The sequence below is a fragment of the Mesorhizobium sp. P3_A2 genome (assembly GCF_056403115.1).
In genome coordinates this window covers 56,403-77,040 of record NZ_JBFUGC010000006.1, presented here as the reverse complement: position 1 = coordinate 77,040, position 20,638 = coordinate 56,403, and the positions used below count along the sequence as shown (strand labels likewise).

Genomic DNA, 20,638 nt, shown 5'->3' with positions numbered 1-20,638 from the left:
GAAACGGATGACGGCCATTCGTTTCGACGCAGAAAAACGCGGGAACATTAGTAGGCTCTGACGAGTTCACTCTCAGCAACAAATTTTCGGGAGAGATATTGTGAACAACATAATCTGGCTCGTCGGAGCAGTGGTCATCGTGATTGCGATACTGAGCTTCTTTGGCCTCCGATAAACGGGCGGCTGCAGGCAAGCAAAATCCACCGAATGCGCGGCGGGCCGCTTGCGTTTTGGATTTATGGCCGGCTTTCGGCAGTCAGCGGTCTGCCGACCTCGTCATCCATTCCGACCGGTACCAGTCGACGAATTTCTTCAGCCCGTCCTCTATCGAGACACTCGGCCGGAAGCCGAAATCGCGTTCCAGCGCCGTCATGTCGGCATAGGTCTGCTCGACGTCGCTGGTCTGCATCGGCTCGTTGTTGCGCATCGCGGTTACGCCGAGCAGCCCTTCCAGAGTGGTGATGAAATCGTCCAGCCGCTCGGGCCGGTTGTTGCCGACATTGTAGATCCGGCATGGCGGCGCCTCGACCGGCGGCTTGTCGAGCACGGCGACGATGGCGCGCACGACATCGTCGATATAGGTGAAATCGCGCCACATCTCGCCATCGTTGAAGACGCGGATCGGCTTGCCCTCAAGCATCGCCTGGGTGAACAGCCAATAAGCCATGTCGGGCCGGCCCCACGGACCGTAGACGGTGAAGAAGCGCAGGCCGGTCTGCGGCAGGCCGAAGAGATGGGCGTAGGTATGGCTCATCAGCTCGTCAGCCTTCTTGGTGGCGGCGTAGAGCGAAACGGGCTTGTCGACCTGGTCGGTCTCCGCAAACGGCACCTTGCGGTTGCCGCCATAGACCGAACTCGAGGAGGCATAGACCAGATGCTCGAAGCCGACCGCTGCGCGGCAGAATTCGAGCACTTCGAGATGGCCGACCACGTTGGAACGGACATAGAGCCTGGGATTATCAAGCGAATGGCGCACGCCCGCCTGTGCTGCCAGATGCACGACCTTGACGATGCCTTGCCCGGCCAGTGCATCGGCGAGAGCGCCCGGCTCGGCGATGTCGAGCTGGTGAAAGGAAAAGCCGTTGTGTGGCTTGAGGCGGGCGAGCCGGCCTTCCTTCAGCGCCAGGTCGTAATAGTCGTTCATATTGTCCACGCCGACGACGGCTTCGCCGCGGTTCAGCAGGTGATGGCAGACATGGCTTCCGATGAACCCCGCGGCTCCGGTGACGAGTACAGGCAACAACGTTCTCCAGACACATGACCAAGCCAGCCATCAGAGGCGATTGGCTGCATTCCATTGGTGCTATAGTCGAAAGTCGGGATTGAGGCCATTGCCAAGCTGACGCGTCAGCTCGCCTCGCGCATCGCCTCGGCGGCCTGCAGATCGACCGACACCAGTTGGCTGACGCCCTGCTCGGCCATGGTCACGCCGAACAGGCGGTTCATGCGCGCCATGGTGATCGGATTGTGGGTGATGATGACGAAGCGCGTCTCGGTGGTCGCGGCCATTTCGTCCATCAGGTTGCAGAAGCGCTCGACATTGTGATCGTCGAGCGGTGCGTCGACTTCGTCGAGCACGCAGATCGGCGCCGGATTGGTCAGGAACACGGCAAAGATCAGCGACATCGCGGTCAGCGCCTGCTCGCCGCCGGAGAGCAGCGTCATCGTCTGCGGCTTCTTGCCGGGCGGACGTGCCAGGATTTCGAGCCCGGCTTCGAGCGGATCGTCGGATTCGATCAGCTGCAGTTCCGCCGTACCGCCGCCGAACAGATGCGAGAACAGCCGCTGGAAATGGCCGTTGACGACGTCGAAGGCGGCGAGCAGCCGCTCGCGGCCCTCGCGGTTCAGGCTCTGGATCGCTTGCCTCAGCTTGCGGATCGCCTCGATGATGTCCTCGCGCTCGGAAACGATGGTCTCCAGCCGGTCTGACAGTTCCTTTTGCTCTTCCTCGGCGCGCAGATTGACAGCGCCAAGCCGCTCGCGCTCGACCTTCAGCCGGTCGAGATGGCGCTCGATCTCGGCCATTTCTGGCATCGGGCTGTCGGCTTCCAGACCGGTGTGGCGGATGACCAGATGCGGCGGCGTGTTCAGCGTTTCCTGGATGCGCGCCTCAACCTCCAGCCGGCGTTCATCGGCCGCGGTCAGCCGCTCTTCGGCGCGGACGCGGGTTTCGCGGGCATCGGCCAGCGACTGGATCGCCGCGGTGGCGGCCTTGTCCAGCTCCGCCTGCTTGTTCTCGGCTTCCTGCAGACGGTCGGCAGCGGCCTTGCGCAAAGTCTCGGCCTCGGTCAGCTGAGACAGCAGCGCGCGCCGCCTGGCGTCGATCTCGTCGGGCGCGTCGGCCAGCGTTTCGCGCTCGGCCTCGGCTTCGGCCCTGCGCTCGCCGAGCGAGGCGATCTGCGTCGAGGCGTTTTCGGCACGCTGCAGCCAGCTGCTGCGCTCGGCGCCGATAGCGTCGAGTCGGCGCGTGCGCGCCTCGGCTTCGCGGCGCAGGCCCTCATGGACGGCGCGCGCATCAGCGAGCGTTGCGCGGTCCCTGCCGACATTGGCGGCGGATTGTTCAAGCTGCAATTGCAGGTCGCCGAGGTCGGGCGCGTCCTGCAGCAGCATTTCGGCCTCGGCAAAGGCAGCGGCCGTCTCTTCATGGCTGTCGACGATGCGCGCGCGCGCCTCGTCCAGGGCGGCGCGACGGCTTGCCAGCTCACCGCCGGCCTTTTCGGCCTCGGCCAGTGCGTTACGGGCGGCGTCCAGCCCGTGCTGGGCATCGCGTCCGGCCTGGCGGGCGTTGCGCTCGGCCTCGCTTGCCTGGCGCAGCGCCTGTTCGGCCTGCGCAAGGGCTGCTTCCGCCTCGCGCACGATCTGCGTCGCCTGCACCGCCTCGGCATCGAGTTCGGCCAGCCGGTTCTTCTGCGCAAGCCGCTGCGCGGCCGCCGTCGGCGCATCGGCACTTGCCGTCAAGCCGTCCCAGCGCCACAGCGCGCCGTCACGGCTGACCAGCCGCTGGCCGGGCGCAAGCAGGGCCTGCAGCCGGCGGCCGTCTGTGGCGTCGACAATGCCGATCTGCGCCAGCCGGCGGGCAAGCTGCGAAGGCGCGCGCACCACGCTGTCGAGGCTCTTGATGCCTTCCGGCAAAGCCGCATCGCTTGGTTGGACCTGGCTTTCGCCCCAATGCACCGGCGCGCTGCGGTCAAGCGACACGTCGAGGTCCTCGCCCAGCGCAGCGCCAAGGGCCGTCTCGTAGCCGCGCTCGACGCTGAGCTGTTCGAGCACCGATGGGAAAAGGTCGCCGCTCGCGGCATTCAGGATCTTGGCCAGCGTGCGGGCTTCGGTTTCGATACCAGCGAGTTCGGCTCGGGCGTCCTGCAGCGGCGGTCGGGCGGCACTCTCGGCAGCACGCGCCTCGGCGACCGCCTGTTCGGCTGATATGGCGCCAGCCTCGGTTTCCTCCAGCCGGGCGAGCGCGTCCTCGACCAGGGCACGCTTCTCGGCAGGATCCGGCAAACCGGCGACCTTGGACAGGATCTCGGACAGTTCGCGGTCGACGTCTGCCAGCTGGCGGGCAAAACGGTCGCGGCGTTCGGCGGTCTCGCGCAGCGTGCGCTCGATCTGGTTGCGCGAGGCGGCTGCCTCGGCCCGTTCGGCGGTCAGCGCGGCAAGTCTGGCTTCGCTCTGCGAGAGTGTCGCGCCGGCCTGTTCGAAAGCGGCCCGCGTGGTGGCTTCGCGTTCGGCAGCACCCGCATTTTCGGAATTGAGCGTGGCTTCTTCTTCGCGCAGACGCTCAAGAATGTCCGCATTGTCGCGCACCATGCGCTCCTCGCGGGCAATATCGCCGTCGAGCTGCTGCAGCCGGCGCTCGAGCTCGGCCTGGCGGGCGCGGATGCGGCCGGCTTCCTCCTCGATCTGCGCCTTGGCAATCGACAGGCGCTGGAAGGCGGCGGCAGCGGCGGCTTCAGCGTCGCGCAGATCGGGCAGCCGATGCGCGCCTATGCCTTGCTCCCTAGCGGCGGCCATCTGCGCCGACGCGCGGTCTCCGACAAGCGCGGTGGCAACGGCCAGCGCCGAGCGCGCCTCGCCTTCCTGCGTCTTGGCCAGCGTCCAGCGCAGATGCAGCAGTGTGGCTTCCGCCTTGCGGATATCGGCCGACAGGTTCTTGAAGCGTGAGGCCTGGCGCGCCTGGCGCTTCAGGCTTTCGATCTGGCTTTCCAGTTCGCCGACGACGTCGTCCAGCCGCTCCAGATTCTGCTCGGCCGCCTTCAGCCGAAGCTCGGCCTCGTGACGGCGCGTATGAAGGCCGGAAATGCCGGCGGCTTCTTCGAGCAGCGCGCGACGCGCCTGGGGCTTGGCCTGGATCAGTTCGCCGATGCGGCCCTGGCCGACCATGGAGGGCGAGCGCGCGCCGGTCGACTGGTCGGCGAACAGAAGCTGCACGTCCTTGGCGCGGGCTTCCTTGCCGTTGATGCGGTAGAGCGAACCGGCCTCGCGCTCGATGCGGCGCGACACTTGCAATTCATCGGCGTCGTTGAAAGCGGCGGGCGCGGTGCGGTCGCTGTTGTCGAGGAACAGCGTGACTTCGGCGGTGTTGCGCGCGGGGCGCGTTCCCGAACCGGAAAAGATCACGTCGTCCATGCCGGACGCGCGCATGTTCTTGTAGGAGCTTTCGCCCATCACCCAGCGCATCGCCTCCACAAGGTTCGACTTGCCGCAGCCATTCGGCCCGACAATACCGGTCAGGCCGCGTTCGATGACGAACTCGCCGGGTTCGACGAAGGACTTGAAGCCGAGGAGACGAAGGCGCGAAAACTTCATTCGCGCCTGCCTACAGGTCGCAGAGGTGCGCAGACGCCAAAGCGCAGCCGCTCCGGCGCCGCCTGGACGTCAGAGCAGAGGGTCGATGATGGCCGATATTTCCTCAATCGACATCGCACCTTTGTAGGTCTTTCCGTTGATGAAGAAGGTCGGCGTCGAGTCGACCTTGAATTCATCGGCGCCGCGCTTCTGGACCGATCTCACATCGTCCAGAAGTTTCTGGTCCGTCAAGCAGGCCTCGAAGGACTCCTGTGTAAAACCGGCGAGCTTGGAGATCTGCAGCAGGGCATCCTTGGTGTTGTTGACGCCGACCCAGTTGGCCTGCTGCTTGAACAGCACGTCCACCATCGGGAAATAATTGTCCTTTGAACAGCGTGCCAGCATGAAACCGGCCTCGGCGCTCGGATCGAACGGGAATTCGCGCAAGATATAACGCGCCTTGCCGGTGTCGATGTATTTGGTCTTCAACTCAGGGAAGGTGGTCGCGGCGAAATGCGCGCAATGCGGGCAAGTCATCGAGGCATATTCGACGATGGTGACCTTGGCGTCGTCCTTGCCCAGCTGCTTGTCGGGCAGAGCGCCGGGCTTCAGCAGTTCGGCCATGTTGACGTCGCCCGTCGATTCCGGCGCCTTGGCGGCGGCCGGCGTGGCAGGCGTCGCAGCAGGCGCGGCTGGCGCCGCAGGCTTCACGTCCGCTGCCTTGGCGTCCTCGCCGGAATCGCTGCACGCGGCGAGCAGTGCCACTGCCGGAATGGCTGCCAGCGAAGACAGGAGGTTTCTGCGGGACAAGCTACGGTTCATGCGAATCACCTGACTATGATTGGATTTTGCAATGCAAAGGCTAGAAAAGGCGAGAGTTGGCGGGAATTAAGGCATCGCTGTCCCCATTCCAATCGCCTAACTCTACATGCATCATCACGAATGCGCGAGATTGGTGACGGGTTCATGACCGGCTGATTACCCTGGCCGCTTCCTCTCGCCGAGAATGGTGGCGCCCAGGCGCTCGAGCGAAGCGCGCAGTCCGTCATTCTCGATCTTGCCGACCGTATCGGACAATTTGGCCTTTTCGACCGATGTCAGAGGCCTCGGAGCCGGTTTCGGCCGGGCTTTCTCCGACAGCACCGGCTTCTGCACGATCCTGATGCGGCCGATTGCATTGAAGCCAAGGAAGGCGTTGACCCGGTTGATGATTTCGCCGGTCTCGTGCTGCAGATGCAGTGCCGCCATGCCTTCGCAGGCGATGACCAGCGTCGCCGGCTCGAAGGGGTCGTCCTCATGCATGCGGCGCGGCCATTGTATCTTTTCGGGGCGCGAATGGCCCGCAAGGCGCGGCCCGGCGATCTCTTCCCACGATTGCACCAGCCCGATCGAAATGCCGGCCCGCTTGCGCAGCACGGGATCGAGGATCTGGGTGGCGAGATCGCTCACCGGAACGGGATTGCCGTAAGGCGTTCTCCCTGCCATGTACGTTCTCCAGCCACGCTCCCCACCAGCCTAGAGCCAGCCCGCGATCAATGGCACTGCACGAACAGACCCGCAAGGCCGCATCCGAGGACGGAGACATCGCTTCGCGTCTGCTCGCTTGGTACGACGCACACCATCGCGAGTTGCCGTGGCGGATCGCACCGCGTGCGGCAGCCGGCGGCGCACGACCAGACCCCTACCGCATCTGGCTGTCGGAAGTGATGCTCCAGCAAACCACGGTAGAAGCGGTAAAGTCCTATTTTCGCGCTTTTGTCGAAAAATGGCCTGACGTGGAGGCACTCGCCGCGGCGCCGACGGAGGATGTGATGAAGGCCTGGGCGGGACTCGGATATTATTCGCGAGCCCGCAACCTCAAGGCTTGCGCCGATCTCGTTGCGCAACGCGGCGGACACTTTCCCGACAACGAAGCAGGTTTGCGGGAATTGCCGGGCATTGGCGCCTATACGGCGGCAGCGATCGCCGCCATCGCCTTCGACCGCCCGGCGGCTGTCGTCGACGGCAATGTCGAACGCGTCATCTCGCGGCTCTATTCGATCGAAACGCCGCTCAGCGAGGCGAAGCCTGAAATTCGCGCGCTAGTTGAAAGACTGGTTCCGCAGACAAGGCCGGGCGACTTCGCGCAGGCGATGATGGATCTAGGCGCCACGATCTGCACGCCAAAGCGGCCGCGCTGCATGCTGTGCCCGTTGCGCGAGGATTGCAGCGCCATCCTGTCGGGCGATCCCGAGCGCTTTCCGGTCCGCCTGCCGAAGGCCGAGAAGCCGCTCAGGCGCGGCGCCGCCTTCGTGGCGGAACGTGACGACGGCGCCATCCTGTTGCGCAAACGGCCGGACAAAGGCCTGCTTGGCGGCATGACCGAAGTGCCGACCACTGGCTGGACCGCTCGGGTGGATGGCGCAACGACTGCGGAAGCAGCGCCCTTCCCCGCCGACTGGCGGCGCGCCGGTGAGATCGCGCATGTTTTCACCCACTTCGCGCTCGAACTCGACGTTTTTCACGCCCACATCAAAGGTGATGCGCCTCAAGGGCATTTCTGGTCGCTGGCCCATGACATTTCCGGGGAAGCGCTGCCGACTGTCATGAAAAAGGTAATCGAAGCGGCGATACCGGGCGCGACCAAAGCGCGTCGCGCGTGACGCGATCGTACGTGACGCGCTTTGGATTCTTTGTTTTGTGCATGTCGTTTTCCTAAAACCGCCGCACACTTTTGGGCGACATGCACCGACAAGCAGCGTCCGCATTGAAGGGATAAAAATGACCGAAATCCGCCACATCGTGTTCGACATCGGCCGCGTGCTGATTCACTACGATCCCAACATTCCGTTCAGCCGCCTGATCCCGGATGCGCACGAACGCAAGTGGTTCTTCGACAATGTCTGCACGCATGACTGGAACATCGAGCAGGACCGTGGCCGCACGTGGGAAGAGGCGGAAGCGCTGCTGATCGCCGAACATCCCGATCATGCCGAAAACATCCGCAATTTCCGCCGCCACTGGCACGAGATGGTGCCGCATGCCTATGAGGACAGCGTCGCCATCATGCTCGGCCTGATCGAGAGCGGCCACGACGTGACGATGCTGACCAATTTCGCCGCCGACACGCTTGCCGAGGCCCGCCAGCGCTTCGACTTTCTCAGCCGCCCGCGCGGCGTGACCGTGTCGGCCGACATCCGCGAGATCAAGCCCGACCGCGCCATCTACGACCACCATGTCGCCGCGTTCGGTCTCGAACCGTCCGCCACGCTGTTTATCGACGACAGCCAGAAAAATGTCGACGGCGCCAAGGCGGCCGGCTGGCAGGCGGTGCTGTTCACCGATGCAAAAACGCTCAAGGCGGACCTTGAGCGTTTTGGGATTGAAGTCTGATCTCAGGCGGTTGCGGAGGGGCCGATCAGGCTCCTGCCCGCTCCATGCCGAGCCTGGCGATGCGGCGCAGTTCGTCGATCGGGGTCAGGCCGCCCGAGCGCTCATAATGCCAGAAGGTCCAGCCATTGCAGGCGTCCAGCCCCTGCACTTCGGCGCCGATCTTGTGGATCGAGCCGGCGCTGTCGCCGATCGCCACCGTGCCGTCGGCGCGCACTTTTGCCGCCCAGCGCTTCTTGGAATCGTAAAGCGTGGCCCCGGGCTGCATCAGTCCGGTGTCGAGGAGGCTGACAAAGGCGACGCGCGGCTCGGCACGCTTGCCGGTGAGCACGGTGAGATCGGCGCCCTCCAGCGGCCGCACCGCATCGATGCGCTCATTGGCGGCGTCGATATAGGCCTGCTCGCGCTCGATGCCGACGAAATGGCGGCCGAGGCGCTTGGCGACGGCGCCGGTGGTGCCGGAGCCGAAGAACGGGTCGAGCACGATGTCGCCCGGCTTGGTCGAGGCCATCATGATGCGGGCAAGCAGCGCTTCCGGCTTCTGCGTCGGATGCAATTTGTCGCCATTGTCGTTCTTCAGCCGCTCGCCACCGGTGCAGATCGGAAACAGCCAGTCGGAACGCATCTGGATGTCGTCGTTCGACGCCTTCATGGCTTCGTAGTTGAAGGTATAGCCCTTGCCCTTCTGGTCGCGCGAGGCCCAGATCATGGTCTCATGCGCATTCTGGAAGCGGCGGCCGCGGAAATTCGGCATCGGATTGGTCTTGCGCCAGACGACATCGTTGAGGATCCAGAAGCCGAGATCCTGCATCTTGGCGCCGACGCGGAAGATGTTGTGATAGGAGCCGATGACCCAGATGGTGCCATTCGGCTTCAAGACGCGGCGGGCCGCCAGCAGCCAGGCACGGGTGAAGGCGTCATAGGCCTCAAAACTCTCGAACTGGTCCCAGTCATCATCGACGGCATCGACCTTGGACTGATCGGGCCGGTGCAGGTCGCCGTCGAGCTGCAGATTGTAGGGCGGATCGGCGAAGATGACGTCGATGGATTTTTCCGGCAACCGGTCGAGTGCGGCGACGCAATCTCCCTTGAGGATCGTGTCCAGCCACTCGGATTGCTGGGGAGCGTGAGAAAGGTCGTCGAGAAGACGCACGGCAGACATTTTTACACCCAAAGCACGCGTTACTGTTTACTCCCCGTTATGGTTACCGATCAGCGTAAATATTCGGTGAAGGACGCAACCGACCGAGCAGCCCTGACGTCGTTAATTTGCGCAGCCCGGCCCGTTGGTGTATGTCGCGCCGCTTGAGCCCTGCCGGGCCTCCATCACCCTCCCTCGTTCCGGATTGCCATGCCCCAGCCAGATCTTGTCATCTTCGATTGCGACGGCGTGCTCGTCGATTCCGAAATCATCGCCGCGCGTGTCGAGGCCGAATTGCTGACACTTGCCGGCTTCGAAATATCGGCCGAGGAGATTGCGGAAAGCTACGCCGGTTTGACCTTCAAGGACATCATGATGCGGGTCGAGGCGAAATCCGCGATCCCGTTCCAGGCCTCGATGATCGACCGCGCCGAAGAGCTGGTCGACCGCAAATTGCGCAGCGATGTGCGCGCCATAGACGGTGCGCGCGAGGCGGTGGCGGCGGTCACGGCGCCGCGCTGCGTGTGCTCGAATTCGCGCTCGGAGCGGATCGAATTCATGCTGGAGAAAGTGCATCTGCTGCCGTTCTTCGCCGGCCGGATTTTTTCAGCGCTGGAGATACCGAGCAAGAAGACCAAGCCCGCGCCTGACGTCTTCCTCGCCGCGGCGGAGAAACTCAACGCCGATCCGGCAAACACCTTCGTCATCGAGGATTCGGTGCATGGCGTCGCCGGCGCCAGGGCCGCCGGCATGCGCGTGATCGGCTTCACCGGCGCCGCGCACAGCTATCCCGGCCATGCCGACGCGCTGACCGAAGCCGGCGCCGAAACGGTCATCCGCCGTTGGGCCGAACTGAAAAGCGTGATCGCCGCGCTGTCGGAGTGGTCCGACGCCTAAACTCAGTCCTTGGCTTTGGCCGGCTTGGCGCGAGCCGGTTTCTTCTTCGCCTTGTTATAGGCGATGGCGGCACGAACGAGTTCTTGCAGCGCATCCGCATCGATCTCCTCGCCCTCGGAGACATCGATCGCTCGCCACACCTTGCCGCCAAAGCCGTTGTTGAACAGCTTGTCGGGGTCCGGCAGGCTGGCGCCGTGCGAAAAGGTGAGCTTCACCTTGTCCTTGTGGGCGTTGCCGACAGCGATCATGCCATCGCGCGACCATACCGGGCTGCCCATCCACTTCCACTCCTCGATGATCTCAGGATCGGCGTCGAGGATGGTCTGGCGCAGGCTGGCGAGCGTCTTGCCGCGCCAATCGTCCAGCTCGCGGATTCGTGCATCTATCCGCTCGGAGGCAGAGGGTCCTGACTTGTTCGCACTGCTGGTCTTCATGATCTCCTCCGTTCACATCTTCTCGCCGGGCAATTTGCTGGCCTGCTTCACCCAGGCGATGAAGCGGGCTTCGTCGATTTCTTCGCCTTCATGAATGTCGAGATAGCGCACGTCCTTCTGCTTCGAGCTGCCAGGAGGAATGGGATCCAGCGAGGCGCCGCGGAAGAAGGCGACTTTGACGTATCTGGTGAAGCAATGCAGGCTGAGGAACCAGCCCTCGCCCTCGATGCCATAGAACGGCGAGTTCCACTTCACCGCCTTGTAGACACCGGGAACGGCGCCGACGATGAGGGCGTCGAGGCGGCGCCCGACATCGCTTTTCCAGCCCGGCATGGCCGCGATGTAGGCCTGCACGGGAGCATCCCCATAGGCCTTGGCGATCTGCGGGTTGCCGCCTGAAAGCAGGACCGGCTTGGCCGTGACCGGCTTTGCGGCCTTCGATTGTCCGGGCGTTTTGGCCATCGTCCCTACCCTTGTGCGCGCTGCTCGCCGTGCGGCCGGGCGACATAGGGCAGCACGAACATATAGAGCCCGCTGAACAGCAGCAGGAAGAGCGGCAGCAGCGGCGAATAGACCACCCATGCCGGAGGCTGCCCGAATGCCATTGTGATGAAATTGGCTGCCACGGTCAGCGTGAAAATGATCGACAGCCAACGATGGGTTTGGCGTATCCATTTGCTCAGGTTCATTACCACCTCCTCTTGAAAACGAGCGCTTACCAGCGTGCCAGCTGGGTGATCTGGATGAGATTGCCGCAGCTGTCGTTGAGCTGGGCGATGCTCGAGCCGGTCACTTCGGTCGGCGCCATGGCGAACGCACCGCCACGACCCTTGATGCGCTCATAGTCGCCCTTGATGTCATCGGTGAACAGCATGAGCGCGGGCTGGCCCTGTTTGAAGAGGGCCTGCTGGTAGGTTTTGGCGGCCGGATTGTCGTTGAGCGCCAGTTGCAGTTCGGTTCCCTCGGGTTCATCGGGTGAGGTTACGGTCAGCCAGCGAAAACGCCCGTTGCTGAAATCGGCCTTCACGGCAAAGCCCAGCACGTCGGTGTAAAAACGCAGGGCGTTGTCCTGATTGTCCACGTAGACGCTGGTCAGCTTGATCTTCATCGATTTCTCCTTTGTTGCTTTCGGCGCCCTCGACGATCAGGGCATGGCGCAGACTTGTACCGGCAGGCTCAATCTGGCTTCGCCAGAAGCTGCTCCAGCTTGGTGAGGAATTGCTGCCACCCTGCCCTGGCGCCGCCATAGGCCTGTTTCTGATCGGGACGGAAGCCGGACTGCTCGACGCGCAGATGGGTCCCGGTGCTCGTGGGCGTGAGCGTGAACGTCACCACGCTTTTCAGATTGTAGGCGGCATCCTCATGCGCAAAATCCCAGCTGTAGGACAGCGTCCTGTTTGGTTCGATAGCCAGCACCTCGCAGTCGAGCACGCCGCCCCAGTCGCCGCGAAGATTGAAACTGTGGCCGACAGCGGGCTTGAAATCGTTTTTCATGAGCCACTCCTCGATCAGATGCGGCTGCGTCAACGCACGCCAGATCTTTTCCGCCGGCCAGGATATGTCCCGTTCGACGACGACGGTGCGCAGTTCCGGCTTGCTCACTGGTCCATCCTTTTCAGCAGATTCTCGAGATGGTCGAAGCGGCTCTCCCAAAACCCGGTCATCTCACTCGTCCAGTCAGTCAGCGGACCAAGTGCTGCGGGCTGGGCGCTGTAGTGGGTCTGGCGTCCGGCGTGGCGGTCGCGCACCAGGCCGGCCTGCTTCAGGACGCCCAGATGCTTCGACACCGCCGGCTGCGAGACTCCGGACTGCGCCGTCAGCGCTCCCACTGTCTGCTCACCCTGGCGGCACAGGCGCTCGAAGATGGCCCGCCGGGTCGGGTCGGCAAGCGTTCTGAACAGAGTGTCGTGGGCGTCTGGCATCGGGATCAATAACCTGCGAGCTATTGATTGACGTATAACTGCCGGGATATGAATGAGTCAAGTGCGCTGATTGAATGGATCAGAATCCAGGGCGCACACGCCAGCCGCCAACAGGCGCATTCCTGCAGGTGATTGTCGGATCGTTTCGATCTTTCAAGGAGTTGGCATTCACCGCCGCAACAGCGGCGGCGCCCCAGGCAGCGCTAGTTCGTCGCCGGAGCGCGCTTCTTTTTCTTGCCGGACTTCTTGTCCGCCGCCGTCGCCGGCGCGGTGTCGTCATAGCCGGCGTAGGCCTGGTAGTCCTTGGCAGAGGGCTCGGGCACGACGACATTGGGATCAGTGAAGACGAACTGGGTGGCGGTCGAGGGATCGCTGACCTGGATCTGATAGGGGTGGATCTGCGAATAAAGCACGTCGGTGCCATGCATGACGGCGATGCGGATCGGCATGGTGATGGTGCCGGGAGTGAACATCGGTCCCGGCACGATCTTGCCGGCAACTCCAATCTTCATCGTCAGCTGGCCGTTGGCACGGCTGCAATCGCGGCTGACATCGCTGATCGAGGCCTGATAGATGATCTTGGTCGGATCCTTGTTCGGATCGACGATGGTGCCATCCGGCGCCGTCTGTGCGGCCGCAGCGGCCTCGGCATCCTGCGCGGCGTCGGCCTTTTTCTTTTTCGGTTGCGACGCGCCCTTGGCGTAGGTGTTGAAATAGGCGGTGCCGTCACGCAGCGTCACTTTCGGGCAATAGGCCTGCAGCTGGCTGGCGAGCACCTTGGGATCCTGCGGCGGGATTGGCGCATTCGGGTCGGTCTTCTTGCCCAATCCGAGGTTGAGGATGCCATTGTCGCTCGATTGGCAGCCGGCGGCGGCAAGCATAAAGCCGGTGAGCGCCAGACCCGCGACAAAGCGACGGTTGAACGAATAGAACGCCATGAAACTGCACTTCCCTCTCGCAAAGCTGGTGACGTATAGCAATGGCGCGGCAAAAATGCGACTGAGCCAACGCAGAAATTAACCACTCTGTGGTGAACGGAAACGCCAAGCGGCAACGGGTCTGTGACATGCAATATGTGAGTACTCGCGGGGAAGCGCCCGCGCTGGGATTTTCCGACGCGGTGCTGGCCGGACTGGCACGCGACGGTGGGCTCTATGTGCCGCGAGAGTGGCCGCAGTTTTCGGCAGCCGAGATCCGCGCCATGCGCGGCCTGCCCTATGCTGACCTCGCCATCCGCGTGCTGACGCCGTTCCTCGGCGGCGAGATCGCCGCACCCGTTTTCGAACGGCTGGTGCGCGAAGCCTATGCCACCTTTCGCCACCAGGCGGTCTGCCCTCTGGTGCAGACCGGTCCGAACACTTTCATCCTCGAGCTCTTCCACGGCCCGACGCTGGCTTTCAAGGACGTCGCCATGCAGTTGCTTGCCAGGCTGATGGACCATGTGCTGGCTGAGCGCGGCCAGCGCGCCACGATCGTCGGCGCCACCTCGGGCGACACCGGCGGTGCGGCCATCGACGCCTTCGCCGGCCGCGACCGCACCGATATCTTCGTGCTGTTCCCGCATGGCCGCGTCTCGCCGGTGCAGCAGCGGCAGATGACGACATCGATCGCAGCCAACGTCCAGGCGCTGGCCATCGAGGGCAATTTCGACGATTGCCAGGGCTTGCTGAAGGACATGTTCAACGATCATGCCTTCCGTGATGGCGTGTCGCTGTCGGGCGTCAATTCGATCAACTGGGCCCGCATCATGGCCCAGATCGTCTATTATTTCTCCTCGGCGCTTTCGCTTGGCGCGCCGGACAGGCCTGTTTCCTTCACCGTGCCGACCGGCAATTTCGGCGACATTTTTGCCGGGTACGCCGCCAAGAAGATGGGCCTGCCGATCGAGCGGCTGATCGTCGCCACCAACGACAACGACATATTGGCGCGCACTTTCGCGACCGGTGAATACCGCACCAAGGGCGTGTTTGCGACGACGTCGCCATCGATGGACATCCAGGTGTCATCGAATTTCGAACGGCTGCTGTTCGAGGCCTCCGACCGCAATGCCGAAACGGTGCGGCGCTACATGGCCGGGCTGAAACAGTCCGGCGCCTTCACCATCGAAACGGCCGAAATGGCCAGGATGCGGGCCGAATTCGACGCCGGCCGCGCTGACATGGATGAGGTTGCCGCCACCATCCGTTCGACGCTGGAGACCAGCAACTATCTGCTCGACCCGCATACGGCCGCGGCCGTGCATGTCGCTGCCGGCAAGGCTGACGGCGCAGTGCCGATGGTGGTGCTGGGCACGGCGCACCCGGCCAAGTTCCCGGCGGCTGTCGAAGCAGCCTGCGGCGTGTCGCCGACCCTGCCTGCATGGCTGGGGTCCTTGATGTCAGCCGACGAAAAGTACACGGTACTTCCATCCGACCTGAAAATGGTGGAAGATTACGTGAGCCGCCACTCAAGGGCAGCGCGTTAGGGAGTACTTGCCATATGGGTGTTGAGGTAAGCCGTCTGTCGAACGGCCTGACAGTCGCCACCGAAACCCTTCCAAGCCTCGAATCCGTTGCCCTTGGTGCCTGGGTCAAGTCGGGCGCTCGCAATGAGCGTGACGAAGAGCACGGAATGGCCCATTTGCTCGAGCATATGGCCTTCAAGGGCACGAAAAGGCGTAGCGCCTTCGAAATCGCCTCGGAAATTGAGGATGTCGGCGGCGAAATCAACGCCGCCACCAGCGTCGAGACGACATCCTACTATGCCAGGGTGCTGTCCGACGACGTGCCGCTGGCGGTCGATATTCTTGCCGACATCCTGCAGGAGTCCGAGTTCGACCCGCAGGAGCTGGAGCGCGAGCAGCATGTGATCCTGCAGGAGATCGGCGCCGCGCACGACACGCCCGACGACATCGTCTTCGACCGTTTCACCGAGACCGCGTTCCGTCACCAGACGATCGGCCGCTCGATCCTCGGCACGCCCGAGACCGTCAAATCCTTCACCTCCAAACAGCTGCACGATTTCATCGAGCGCCAATATGGCGCCGAGCGCATGGTGGTTGTGGCGGCCGGCGACATCAAGCACGACAATTTCGTGCGCGAGGTGGAAAAGCAGCTCGGTGGCTTCCGCAGCAAGGCCGACAGCACCATGCCGCAATATGCGCAGTATGTCGGCGGCGATTTCCGTGAGGATCGCGACCTGATGGACGCGCAGATCGTGCTCGGCTTCGAAGGCCGCGCCTATCATGTGCGCGACTTCTACGCCTCGCAAGTGCTGTCGATGATCCTCGGCGGCGGCATGTCATCCCGCCTGTTCCAGGAGGTGCGCGAAAAGCGCGGCCTGTGCTATTCGGTCTATGCCTTCCACTGGGGTTTTTCCGACACCGGCATTTTCGGCGTGCATGCCGCGACCGGACAGAGCGACATTGCCGAACTGGTGCCGGTCATCATCGACGAACTGCAGAAGGCCGGCGAAAACATCCTGCAGGAAGAACTCGACCGGGCGCGCGCGCAATACCGCGCCGGACTGATCATGTCTGCGGAAAGCCCGGCCAGCCGCGCCTCGCAGATCGCCAGGCAGCTGCTTTTGTTCGGCCGGCCGATCGCCAAGGAGGAGTTGATGGAACGACTGTCGGCGCTGACCGTCGAGCGGCTGACCGACCTGTCGTCACGGCTGTTTTCGACCAAGCCGACGCTGACTGCCGTCGGCCCCGTGGGTACGCTCGCGCCCTATGAGGCGATCCTCGATTCGCTTGCGGGCACGCACACCACGGCCCGCAAGCTCGCCGTCTAAGTCCCCTCAAGGCGCGCCCCGTGTTCGCGCTCCCTTTCTTTCGCCGAGACCTGCCGGCACTGAAGGGCGACCGGGTCACGCTGCGCGTGCCCTACACCAACGACTATCGCGAATGGTCGGCGTTGCGCGGCGAAAGCCGCGGCTTCCTCGAGCCGTGGGAGCCGCGCTGGACGCCCGATGAGCTCGACCGCACGGCCTGGCGGCTGCGCATCGGCCGCTACCGCGAAGATTATGCGCAGGGAACCGCCATCGCCTTCTTCATCTTCGAGAAGGCGAGCGGCAAGCTCGCCGGCGGAATTACGCTCGGCAACATCCGCCACGGCGTCTCGCAGAGCGGCCATGTCGGCTACTGGATCGGCGAGCGGTTTGGCGGCCGCGGCCTGATGACCGACGCGGTCAAGGTGGTCTGCCGCTTCGCCTTTGATACGCTGAGGTTGCACCGGATCGAAGCTGCCTGTATTCCCGACAACGCCCGGTCGATCCGCGTGCTTGAAAAAGCCGGATTCCGGCGCGAAGGACTTTTGCGATCCTACCTCAGGATCAATGGCATCTGGCAGGACCACTACCTCTACGCCCGGATCGCGGACGATCCGCCGGGCGCTGGAACGAAGGACTGATTTTTGACGAATTTCCTGCGAAACGGGTCGCTGTTGGCCTTCGTTCTGGCGGCTGTCGTCACGCTCTGCGCGGCGCTGCCGGCCTTCGCCGTCGAACCGATCAAGATTGCCCGCGACGATATCGCGCTCGACCTGTCGCGCGCCGTCGAGATCTACGTCAATCAGGGCGAAAACTTCCAGGTGTCGACCGCGCCCGGCCCCGACGGCATCGTGCGGCGCATCGAGGTCGAAGCCAATGACGCGCGCTCGAGCGGTGACTGGGCGGTGTTCGCGCTCGCCAACACCACCGACCAGCAGCTCGACCGCCTGATCGTGGCGCCGCATTTCCGGCTGGTGAATTCGGGCATCTTCTGGCCCGATCTCGGCGCCACCCGCATCGCCGCGATCACCCCCAGCGAGGGCTTCGCGCTCGACCGCCAATCAAGCCCCGACGCCGACGTGTTCCGGGTGACGCTGAACCCGGGAACGGTGATCACCTTCATCGCCGAACTCGCTTCGCCCAAGCTGCCGCAGGTCTATCTCTGGGAGCCGGAAGCCTACAAGGACTCGGTCAATTCCTACACGCTGTTTCGCGGCATCGTCATCGGCATTGCCGGCCTTTTGGCGCTGTTCCTGACCATCCTTTTTGTCGTCAAGGGAACCTCGATGTTCCCGGCGACAGCTGCCTTGGCCTGGGCGGTACTTGCCTATATCTGCGTCGATTTCGGCTTTTTGAACAAGATCATAGAGATATCGCCCGGCAATGAGCAGATGTGGCGGGCGGGAACGGAGGTGGCGCTTGCGGCGACCTTCGTTGTGTTCCTGTTCGCCTATCTCAACCTCAACCGATGGCACGGCCATTTCAGCTATGGCGCGGTGGTCTGGATCCTCGGCCTGCTGCTGATTGCGGGTGTGGCCATCGTCGATCCGGCCGTCGCCGCCGGCATCGCTCGGCTGTCCTTCGCCGCCACGGCACTGACCGGGCTCGGCCTCATCATCCTGCTCGGCATACGCGGTTACGACCGCGCCATCATGTTGGTGCCGAGTTGGGTGATGGTGCTGCTCTGGCTATGCGGATCGTGGATGGCGATCACCGGCATGCTCGACAACGACATCGCCCAGCCGGCACTGGGCGGCGGGCTGATCCTGATCATCCTTTTGATCGGCTTCACCGTCATGCAGCATGCCTTTGCCGGCGGCGCGCTGCATCAGGGCCTGTTCTCCGACCTCGAGCGCCAGGCGCTGGCGGTGGCCGGTTCCGGCGACACGGTGTGGGATTGGGACGTGCTGCGCGACCGCGTCGTCACCAAGCCCGACGTCAGCATCCAGCTTGGCCTTGCGCCCAACAGCCTGGGCGGTGCTGCCCGCAACTGGCTGCCGGTGCTGCATGCCGACGACCGCGACACGTTCCGCACCACGCTCGACGTGGTGCTCGAACACCGGCGCGGCCGGGTGTCGCAGAATTTCCGCCTGCGCGGGGCCGATGGGCACTACCACTGGTTCTCGCTCAGGGCGCGGCCGGTGATCGGCTCGGACGGCGAAGTGATTCGCTGTGTCGGCACCATGGTCGACGTCACCGAGCAGAAAAAGTCCGAAGAACGGCTGCTGCACGACGCCGTTCACGATAATCTGACCGGCCTGCCCAACCGCGAACTTCTGATGAACCGGCTTGAAGCCATCATCTCGATCGCGCGCACCGAAGAGAAGGTGCGCCCGACCGTCTTTGTCATCGACATCGATAGGTTCAAACAGGTCAATGACGGGCTCGGCATCTCGGCCGGCGACACCATCCTGCTCACCATAGCGCGCCGGCTGCACCGGCTGCTGAAACCGAAGGATTCGCTGTCGCGCTTTGCCGGCGACCAGTTCGCATTGATGCTGCTGTCCGAACAGGACCCGTCCCGCATCGCGGCGGTGGCGGACGCCATCAAGCACGCGATCAACAATCCGATCACCTTCGCCAAGCGCGAGATCGTGCTGACTGCCTCGATCGGCCTGATCACCTGGACTTCGGCGCAGACTTCGGCCGAGGACATGGTCAAGGACGCCGAGCTTGCCATGCACCAGGCCAAGCGCTTCGGCGGCGACAGGATCGAGCCGTTCCGGCCGGCCTTCCGCACCGTCGGCACAGACCGTCTGCAGTTCGAATCCGATCTGCGCCGCGCCATCGAGCGGCGCGAGTTTACGCTCGCCTACCAGCCGATCGTGCGGCTCGAGGACGGCAGCATTGCCGGCTTCGAAGCGCTGCTCAGGTGGGACCATCCGCGCCGCGGCATGATCCCGCCGGGCGATTTCATTCCAGTCGCCGAAAGCTGCGGCCTGATCGTGCAGCTCGGCCTGTTTGCCATGCAGCAGGCGGCCGAGGACCTCGCCGGCTGGCAAAAGCAGATCGGCGACACGCCGCTGTCGGTGTCGGTCAACCTATCCAGCCGCCAGTTGATCCGCCGCGACCTGGTCAGCGATGTCCGCTCGGTCATCGCGCGCGCCAATCTCAAGCCGCGCTGCTTCCGGCTCGAACTCACCGAATCGCTGGTTATGGACAACCCCGAGCAGACCTCGCATGTGCTGGCCAAGCTCAAGCAGCTCGGCATCGGCCTGTCGCTCGACGATTTCGGCACCGGCTATTCCTCGCTCGCCTATCTGACGCGCTTCCCCTTCGACACCATCAAGATCGACAAGAGTTTCGTCGACGACGCGACGCCAAAGCGCGCTGTGCTGCTGAAATCCATGGTCAACATGGCGCACGAGCTCGGCCTGTCAGTGGTGGCCGAAGGCATTTCCGACGAAAGCGATGCGCTGGAACTACGCCAGATGGGCTGCGAATACGTGCAGAGCTTCATGTTCGGCGCACCGATGCCCGGCGACCAGGTGCTGAAGGCGCTGAAAGAGCAGTATCCGATGACGCAGGCTTAGAGGCCGTTTGGCCTCTGGGTGGCTGCCAGGTCAGGCGTGCCCCGCCGCCAGGCTCAAATGTGCCAGATCAATACCGATCGACGCCAGGATACGATCGTACTTCCGTTCGATGTCGGCGTCGAACAGAAGCTCCGGCGTGGCCGGGCAGGTCAGCCAGCCGTTCTCGGCGATCTCGGTTTCCAGCTGGCCGGCGCCCCAGCCGGAATAGCCGAGCGCCATCAGCGCGCGCCGCGGCCCGCGGCCGGACGAGATGGCGCGCAGTATATCGACGGTGGCGGTCAGGCAGATGTCGTCGGAGACGGTGAGCGAGGATTCTACCCGGTAGTCGCCGGAGTGCAGGACGAAGCCGCGGCTGCGGTCGACCGGGCCGCCATTGCGCACGACGAAGTCGCGGGCCTGCGCCGGAAGCCTGATCGCCTCCTGCTCATTCATGATACCGAGCTGCACCAGGAGGTCGGGAAACAGCATCTGCTGCGTCTGGTTGATGATCAGGCCCATGGCGCCTTCATCGCTATGCGCGCAGATATAGATGACCGAGCGCGTGAAGCGATCGTCCTTCATGCCGGGCATGGCAATCAGGAACTGGTCGTCGAGAAAGCCGCGTCCGCCGGCCGTCTTCTTGTGGCGCAACAAGTCCATGGACGGGAGCGTAACGCGTTTCCGGAGCGCCGAAAAGGTGCGCCGCGCGCGATTCGCCCAAAGCCCAATGCCTGGAACAACGGATTCCTGACTACCAATTTCCCCCGACGGAACGCTTGAACTCGACTGTTCCTCGCGCAAAAGTCACGCAAATATGATACGCAGAGCGCC

General features: G+C 63.6%; 20 protein-coding genes. 7 read left to right on the top strand and 13 right to left on the bottom strand.

The features are described from left to right. Nucleotides 1-256 precede the first annotated feature (256 nt). The 4 genes from AC1DXM_RS15425 to AC1DXM_RS15410 all read right to left on the bottom strand — a co-directional run bounded on the left by AC1DXM_RS15425 (nucleotide 257) and on the right by AC1DXM_RS15410 (nucleotide 6,270). Nucleotides 257-1,240: an NAD-dependent epimerase/dehydratase family protein gene (locus tag AC1DXM_RS15425; RefSeq protein WP_477233870.1), complete on the bottom strand. Its 984-nt coding sequence runs from the start codon at nucleotides 1,238-1,240 to the stop codon at nucleotides 257-259. 107 nt (nucleotides 1,241-1,347) lie between these two features. Next, a complete protein-coding gene (gene smc / locus AC1DXM_RS15420; protein WP_477233869.1) occupies nucleotides 1,348-4,806 on the bottom strand; it encodes a chromosome segregation protein SMC in 3,459 nt (1,152 codons plus the stop codon). 69 nt (nucleotides 4,807-4,875) lie between these two features. Beyond that, nucleotides 4,876-5,607 (bottom strand): DsbA family protein, encoded by a 732-nt coding sequence (locus AC1DXM_RS15415; protein ID WP_477233867.1) that lies wholly within the window; start codon nucleotides 5,605-5,607, stop codon nucleotides 4,876-4,878. A 156-nt stretch (nucleotides 5,608-5,763) separates the two neighbouring features. After that, entirely contained in the window at nucleotides 5,764-6,270 is a 507-nt protein-coding gene (locus AC1DXM_RS15410) for a DUF721 domain-containing protein (protein ID WP_477233865.1), read from the bottom strand. Nucleotides 6,271-6,320: 50 nt separating this feature from the next. Between AC1DXM_RS15410 and mutY the strand changes: the two genes are divergently transcribed. Next, nucleotides 6,321-7,427: an A/G-specific adenine glycosylase gene (gene mutY, locus AC1DXM_RS15405; RefSeq protein WP_477233863.1), complete on the top strand. Its 1,107-nt coding sequence runs from the start codon at nucleotides 6,321-6,323 to the stop codon at nucleotides 7,425-7,427. A gap of 118 nt (nucleotides 7,428-7,545) precedes the next feature. Next, nucleotides 7,546-8,157, top strand: a complete 612-nt coding sequence (locus AC1DXM_RS15400) for an HAD family hydrolase (protein WP_477233861.1) — start codon at nucleotides 7,546-7,548, stop codon at nucleotides 8,155-8,157. A gap of 25 nt (nucleotides 8,158-8,182) precedes the next feature. Here the strand turns inward: AC1DXM_RS15400 and AC1DXM_RS15395 are convergent, their stop codons facing one another. Continuing rightward, entirely contained in the window at nucleotides 8,183-9,316 is a 1,134-nt protein-coding gene (locus AC1DXM_RS15395; protein WP_477233859.1) for a DNA methyltransferase, read from the bottom strand. Between the two features lie 189 nt (nucleotides 9,317-9,505). On the opposite strand from AC1DXM_RS15395, the gene AC1DXM_RS15390 reads away from it, so the two are divergent. After that, complete coding sequence (locus AC1DXM_RS15390; protein ID WP_477233857.1) at nucleotides 9,506-10,192, top strand: HAD family hydrolase; 687 nt, start codon at nucleotides 9,506-9,508, stop codon at nucleotides 10,190-10,192. A 2-nt stretch (nucleotides 10,193-10,194) separates the two neighbouring features. On the opposite strand, the gene AC1DXM_RS15385 is transcribed toward AC1DXM_RS15390, so the two are convergent. The 7 genes from AC1DXM_RS15385 to AC1DXM_RS15355 form a co-directional block, all read right to left on the bottom strand. Continuing rightward, a complete protein-coding gene (locus AC1DXM_RS15385; RefSeq protein ID WP_477233855.1) occupies nucleotides 10,195-10,626 on the bottom strand; it encodes a DUF1801 domain-containing protein in 432 nt (143 codons plus the stop codon). A 12-nt stretch (nucleotides 10,627-10,638) separates the two neighbouring features. Beyond that, nucleotides 10,639-11,088 (bottom strand): DUF1801 domain-containing protein, encoded by a 450-nt coding sequence (locus AC1DXM_RS15380; RefSeq protein WP_477233853.1) that lies wholly within the window; start codon nucleotides 11,086-11,088, stop codon nucleotides 10,639-10,641. Nucleotides 11,089-11,093: 5 nt separating this feature from the next. Further along, nucleotides 11,094-11,315 carry a hypothetical protein gene (locus AC1DXM_RS15375; protein ID WP_192256371.1) on the bottom strand — a complete coding sequence of 74 codons (222 nt, stop codon included), beginning with the start codon at nucleotides 11,313-11,315 and terminating at the stop codon, nucleotides 11,094-11,096. A gap of 26 nt (nucleotides 11,316-11,341) precedes the next feature. After that, nucleotides 11,342-11,734: a VOC family protein gene (locus AC1DXM_RS15370; RefSeq protein ID WP_477233851.1), complete on the bottom strand. Its 393-nt coding sequence runs from the start codon at nucleotides 11,732-11,734 to the stop codon at nucleotides 11,342-11,344. A gap of 68 nt (nucleotides 11,735-11,802) precedes the next feature. Continuing rightward, nucleotides 11,803-12,228, bottom strand: a complete 426-nt coding sequence (locus AC1DXM_RS15365) for an SRPBCC family protein (RefSeq protein ID WP_477233849.1) — start codon at nucleotides 12,226-12,228, stop codon at nucleotides 11,803-11,805. Beyond that, nucleotides 12,225-12,548 carry an ArsR/SmtB family transcription factor gene (locus tag AC1DXM_RS15360; protein WP_477233847.1) on the bottom strand — a complete coding sequence of 108 codons (324 nt, stop codon included), beginning with the start codon at nucleotides 12,546-12,548 and terminating at the stop codon, nucleotides 12,225-12,227. The genes AC1DXM_RS15365 and AC1DXM_RS15360 overlap by 4 nt, the downstream gene beginning before the upstream one ends. 203 nt (nucleotides 12,549-12,751) lie before the next feature. Beyond that, nucleotides 12,752-13,486 carry a hypothetical protein gene (locus tag AC1DXM_RS15355; RefSeq protein WP_477233845.1) on the bottom strand — a complete coding sequence of 245 codons (735 nt, stop codon included), beginning with the start codon at nucleotides 13,484-13,486 and terminating at the stop codon, nucleotides 12,752-12,754. Between the two features lie 128 nt (nucleotides 13,487-13,614). Between AC1DXM_RS15355 and thrC the strand changes: the two genes are divergently transcribed. The 4 genes from thrC to AC1DXM_RS15335 are packed head-to-tail and all read left to right on the top strand — an operon-like array spanning nucleotide 13,615 to nucleotide 19,828. Continuing rightward, nucleotides 13,615-15,012, top strand: a complete 1,398-nt coding sequence (gene thrC / locus AC1DXM_RS15350; RefSeq protein ID WP_477233843.1) for a threonine synthase — start codon at nucleotides 13,615-13,617, stop codon at nucleotides 15,010-15,012. Nucleotides 15,013-15,026: 14 nt separating this feature from the next. Then, nucleotides 15,027-16,319: a M16 family metallopeptidase gene (locus AC1DXM_RS15345; protein ID WP_142866738.1), complete on the top strand. Its 1,293-nt coding sequence runs from the start codon at nucleotides 15,027-15,029 to the stop codon at nucleotides 16,317-16,319. Between the two features lie 20 nt (nucleotides 16,320-16,339). Beyond that, a complete protein-coding gene (locus AC1DXM_RS15340) occupies nucleotides 16,340-16,936 on the top strand; it encodes a GNAT family N-acetyltransferase (RefSeq protein WP_192256360.1) in 597 nt (198 codons plus the stop codon). Nucleotides 16,937-16,939: 3 nt separating this feature from the next. Then, nucleotides 16,940-19,828: an EAL domain-containing protein gene (locus AC1DXM_RS15335; protein ID WP_477233840.1), complete on the top strand. Its 2,889-nt coding sequence runs from the start codon at nucleotides 16,940-16,942 to the stop codon at nucleotides 19,826-19,828. Nucleotides 19,829-19,858: 30 nt separating this feature from the next. On the opposite strand, the gene AC1DXM_RS15330 is transcribed toward AC1DXM_RS15335, so the two are convergent. Further along, nucleotides 19,859-20,467 carry a YqgE/AlgH family protein gene (locus AC1DXM_RS15330; RefSeq protein ID WP_023668405.1) on the bottom strand — a complete coding sequence of 203 codons (609 nt, stop codon included), beginning with the start codon at nucleotides 20,465-20,467 and terminating at the stop codon, nucleotides 19,859-19,861. Nucleotides 20,468-20,638: the final 171 nt, after the last annotated feature.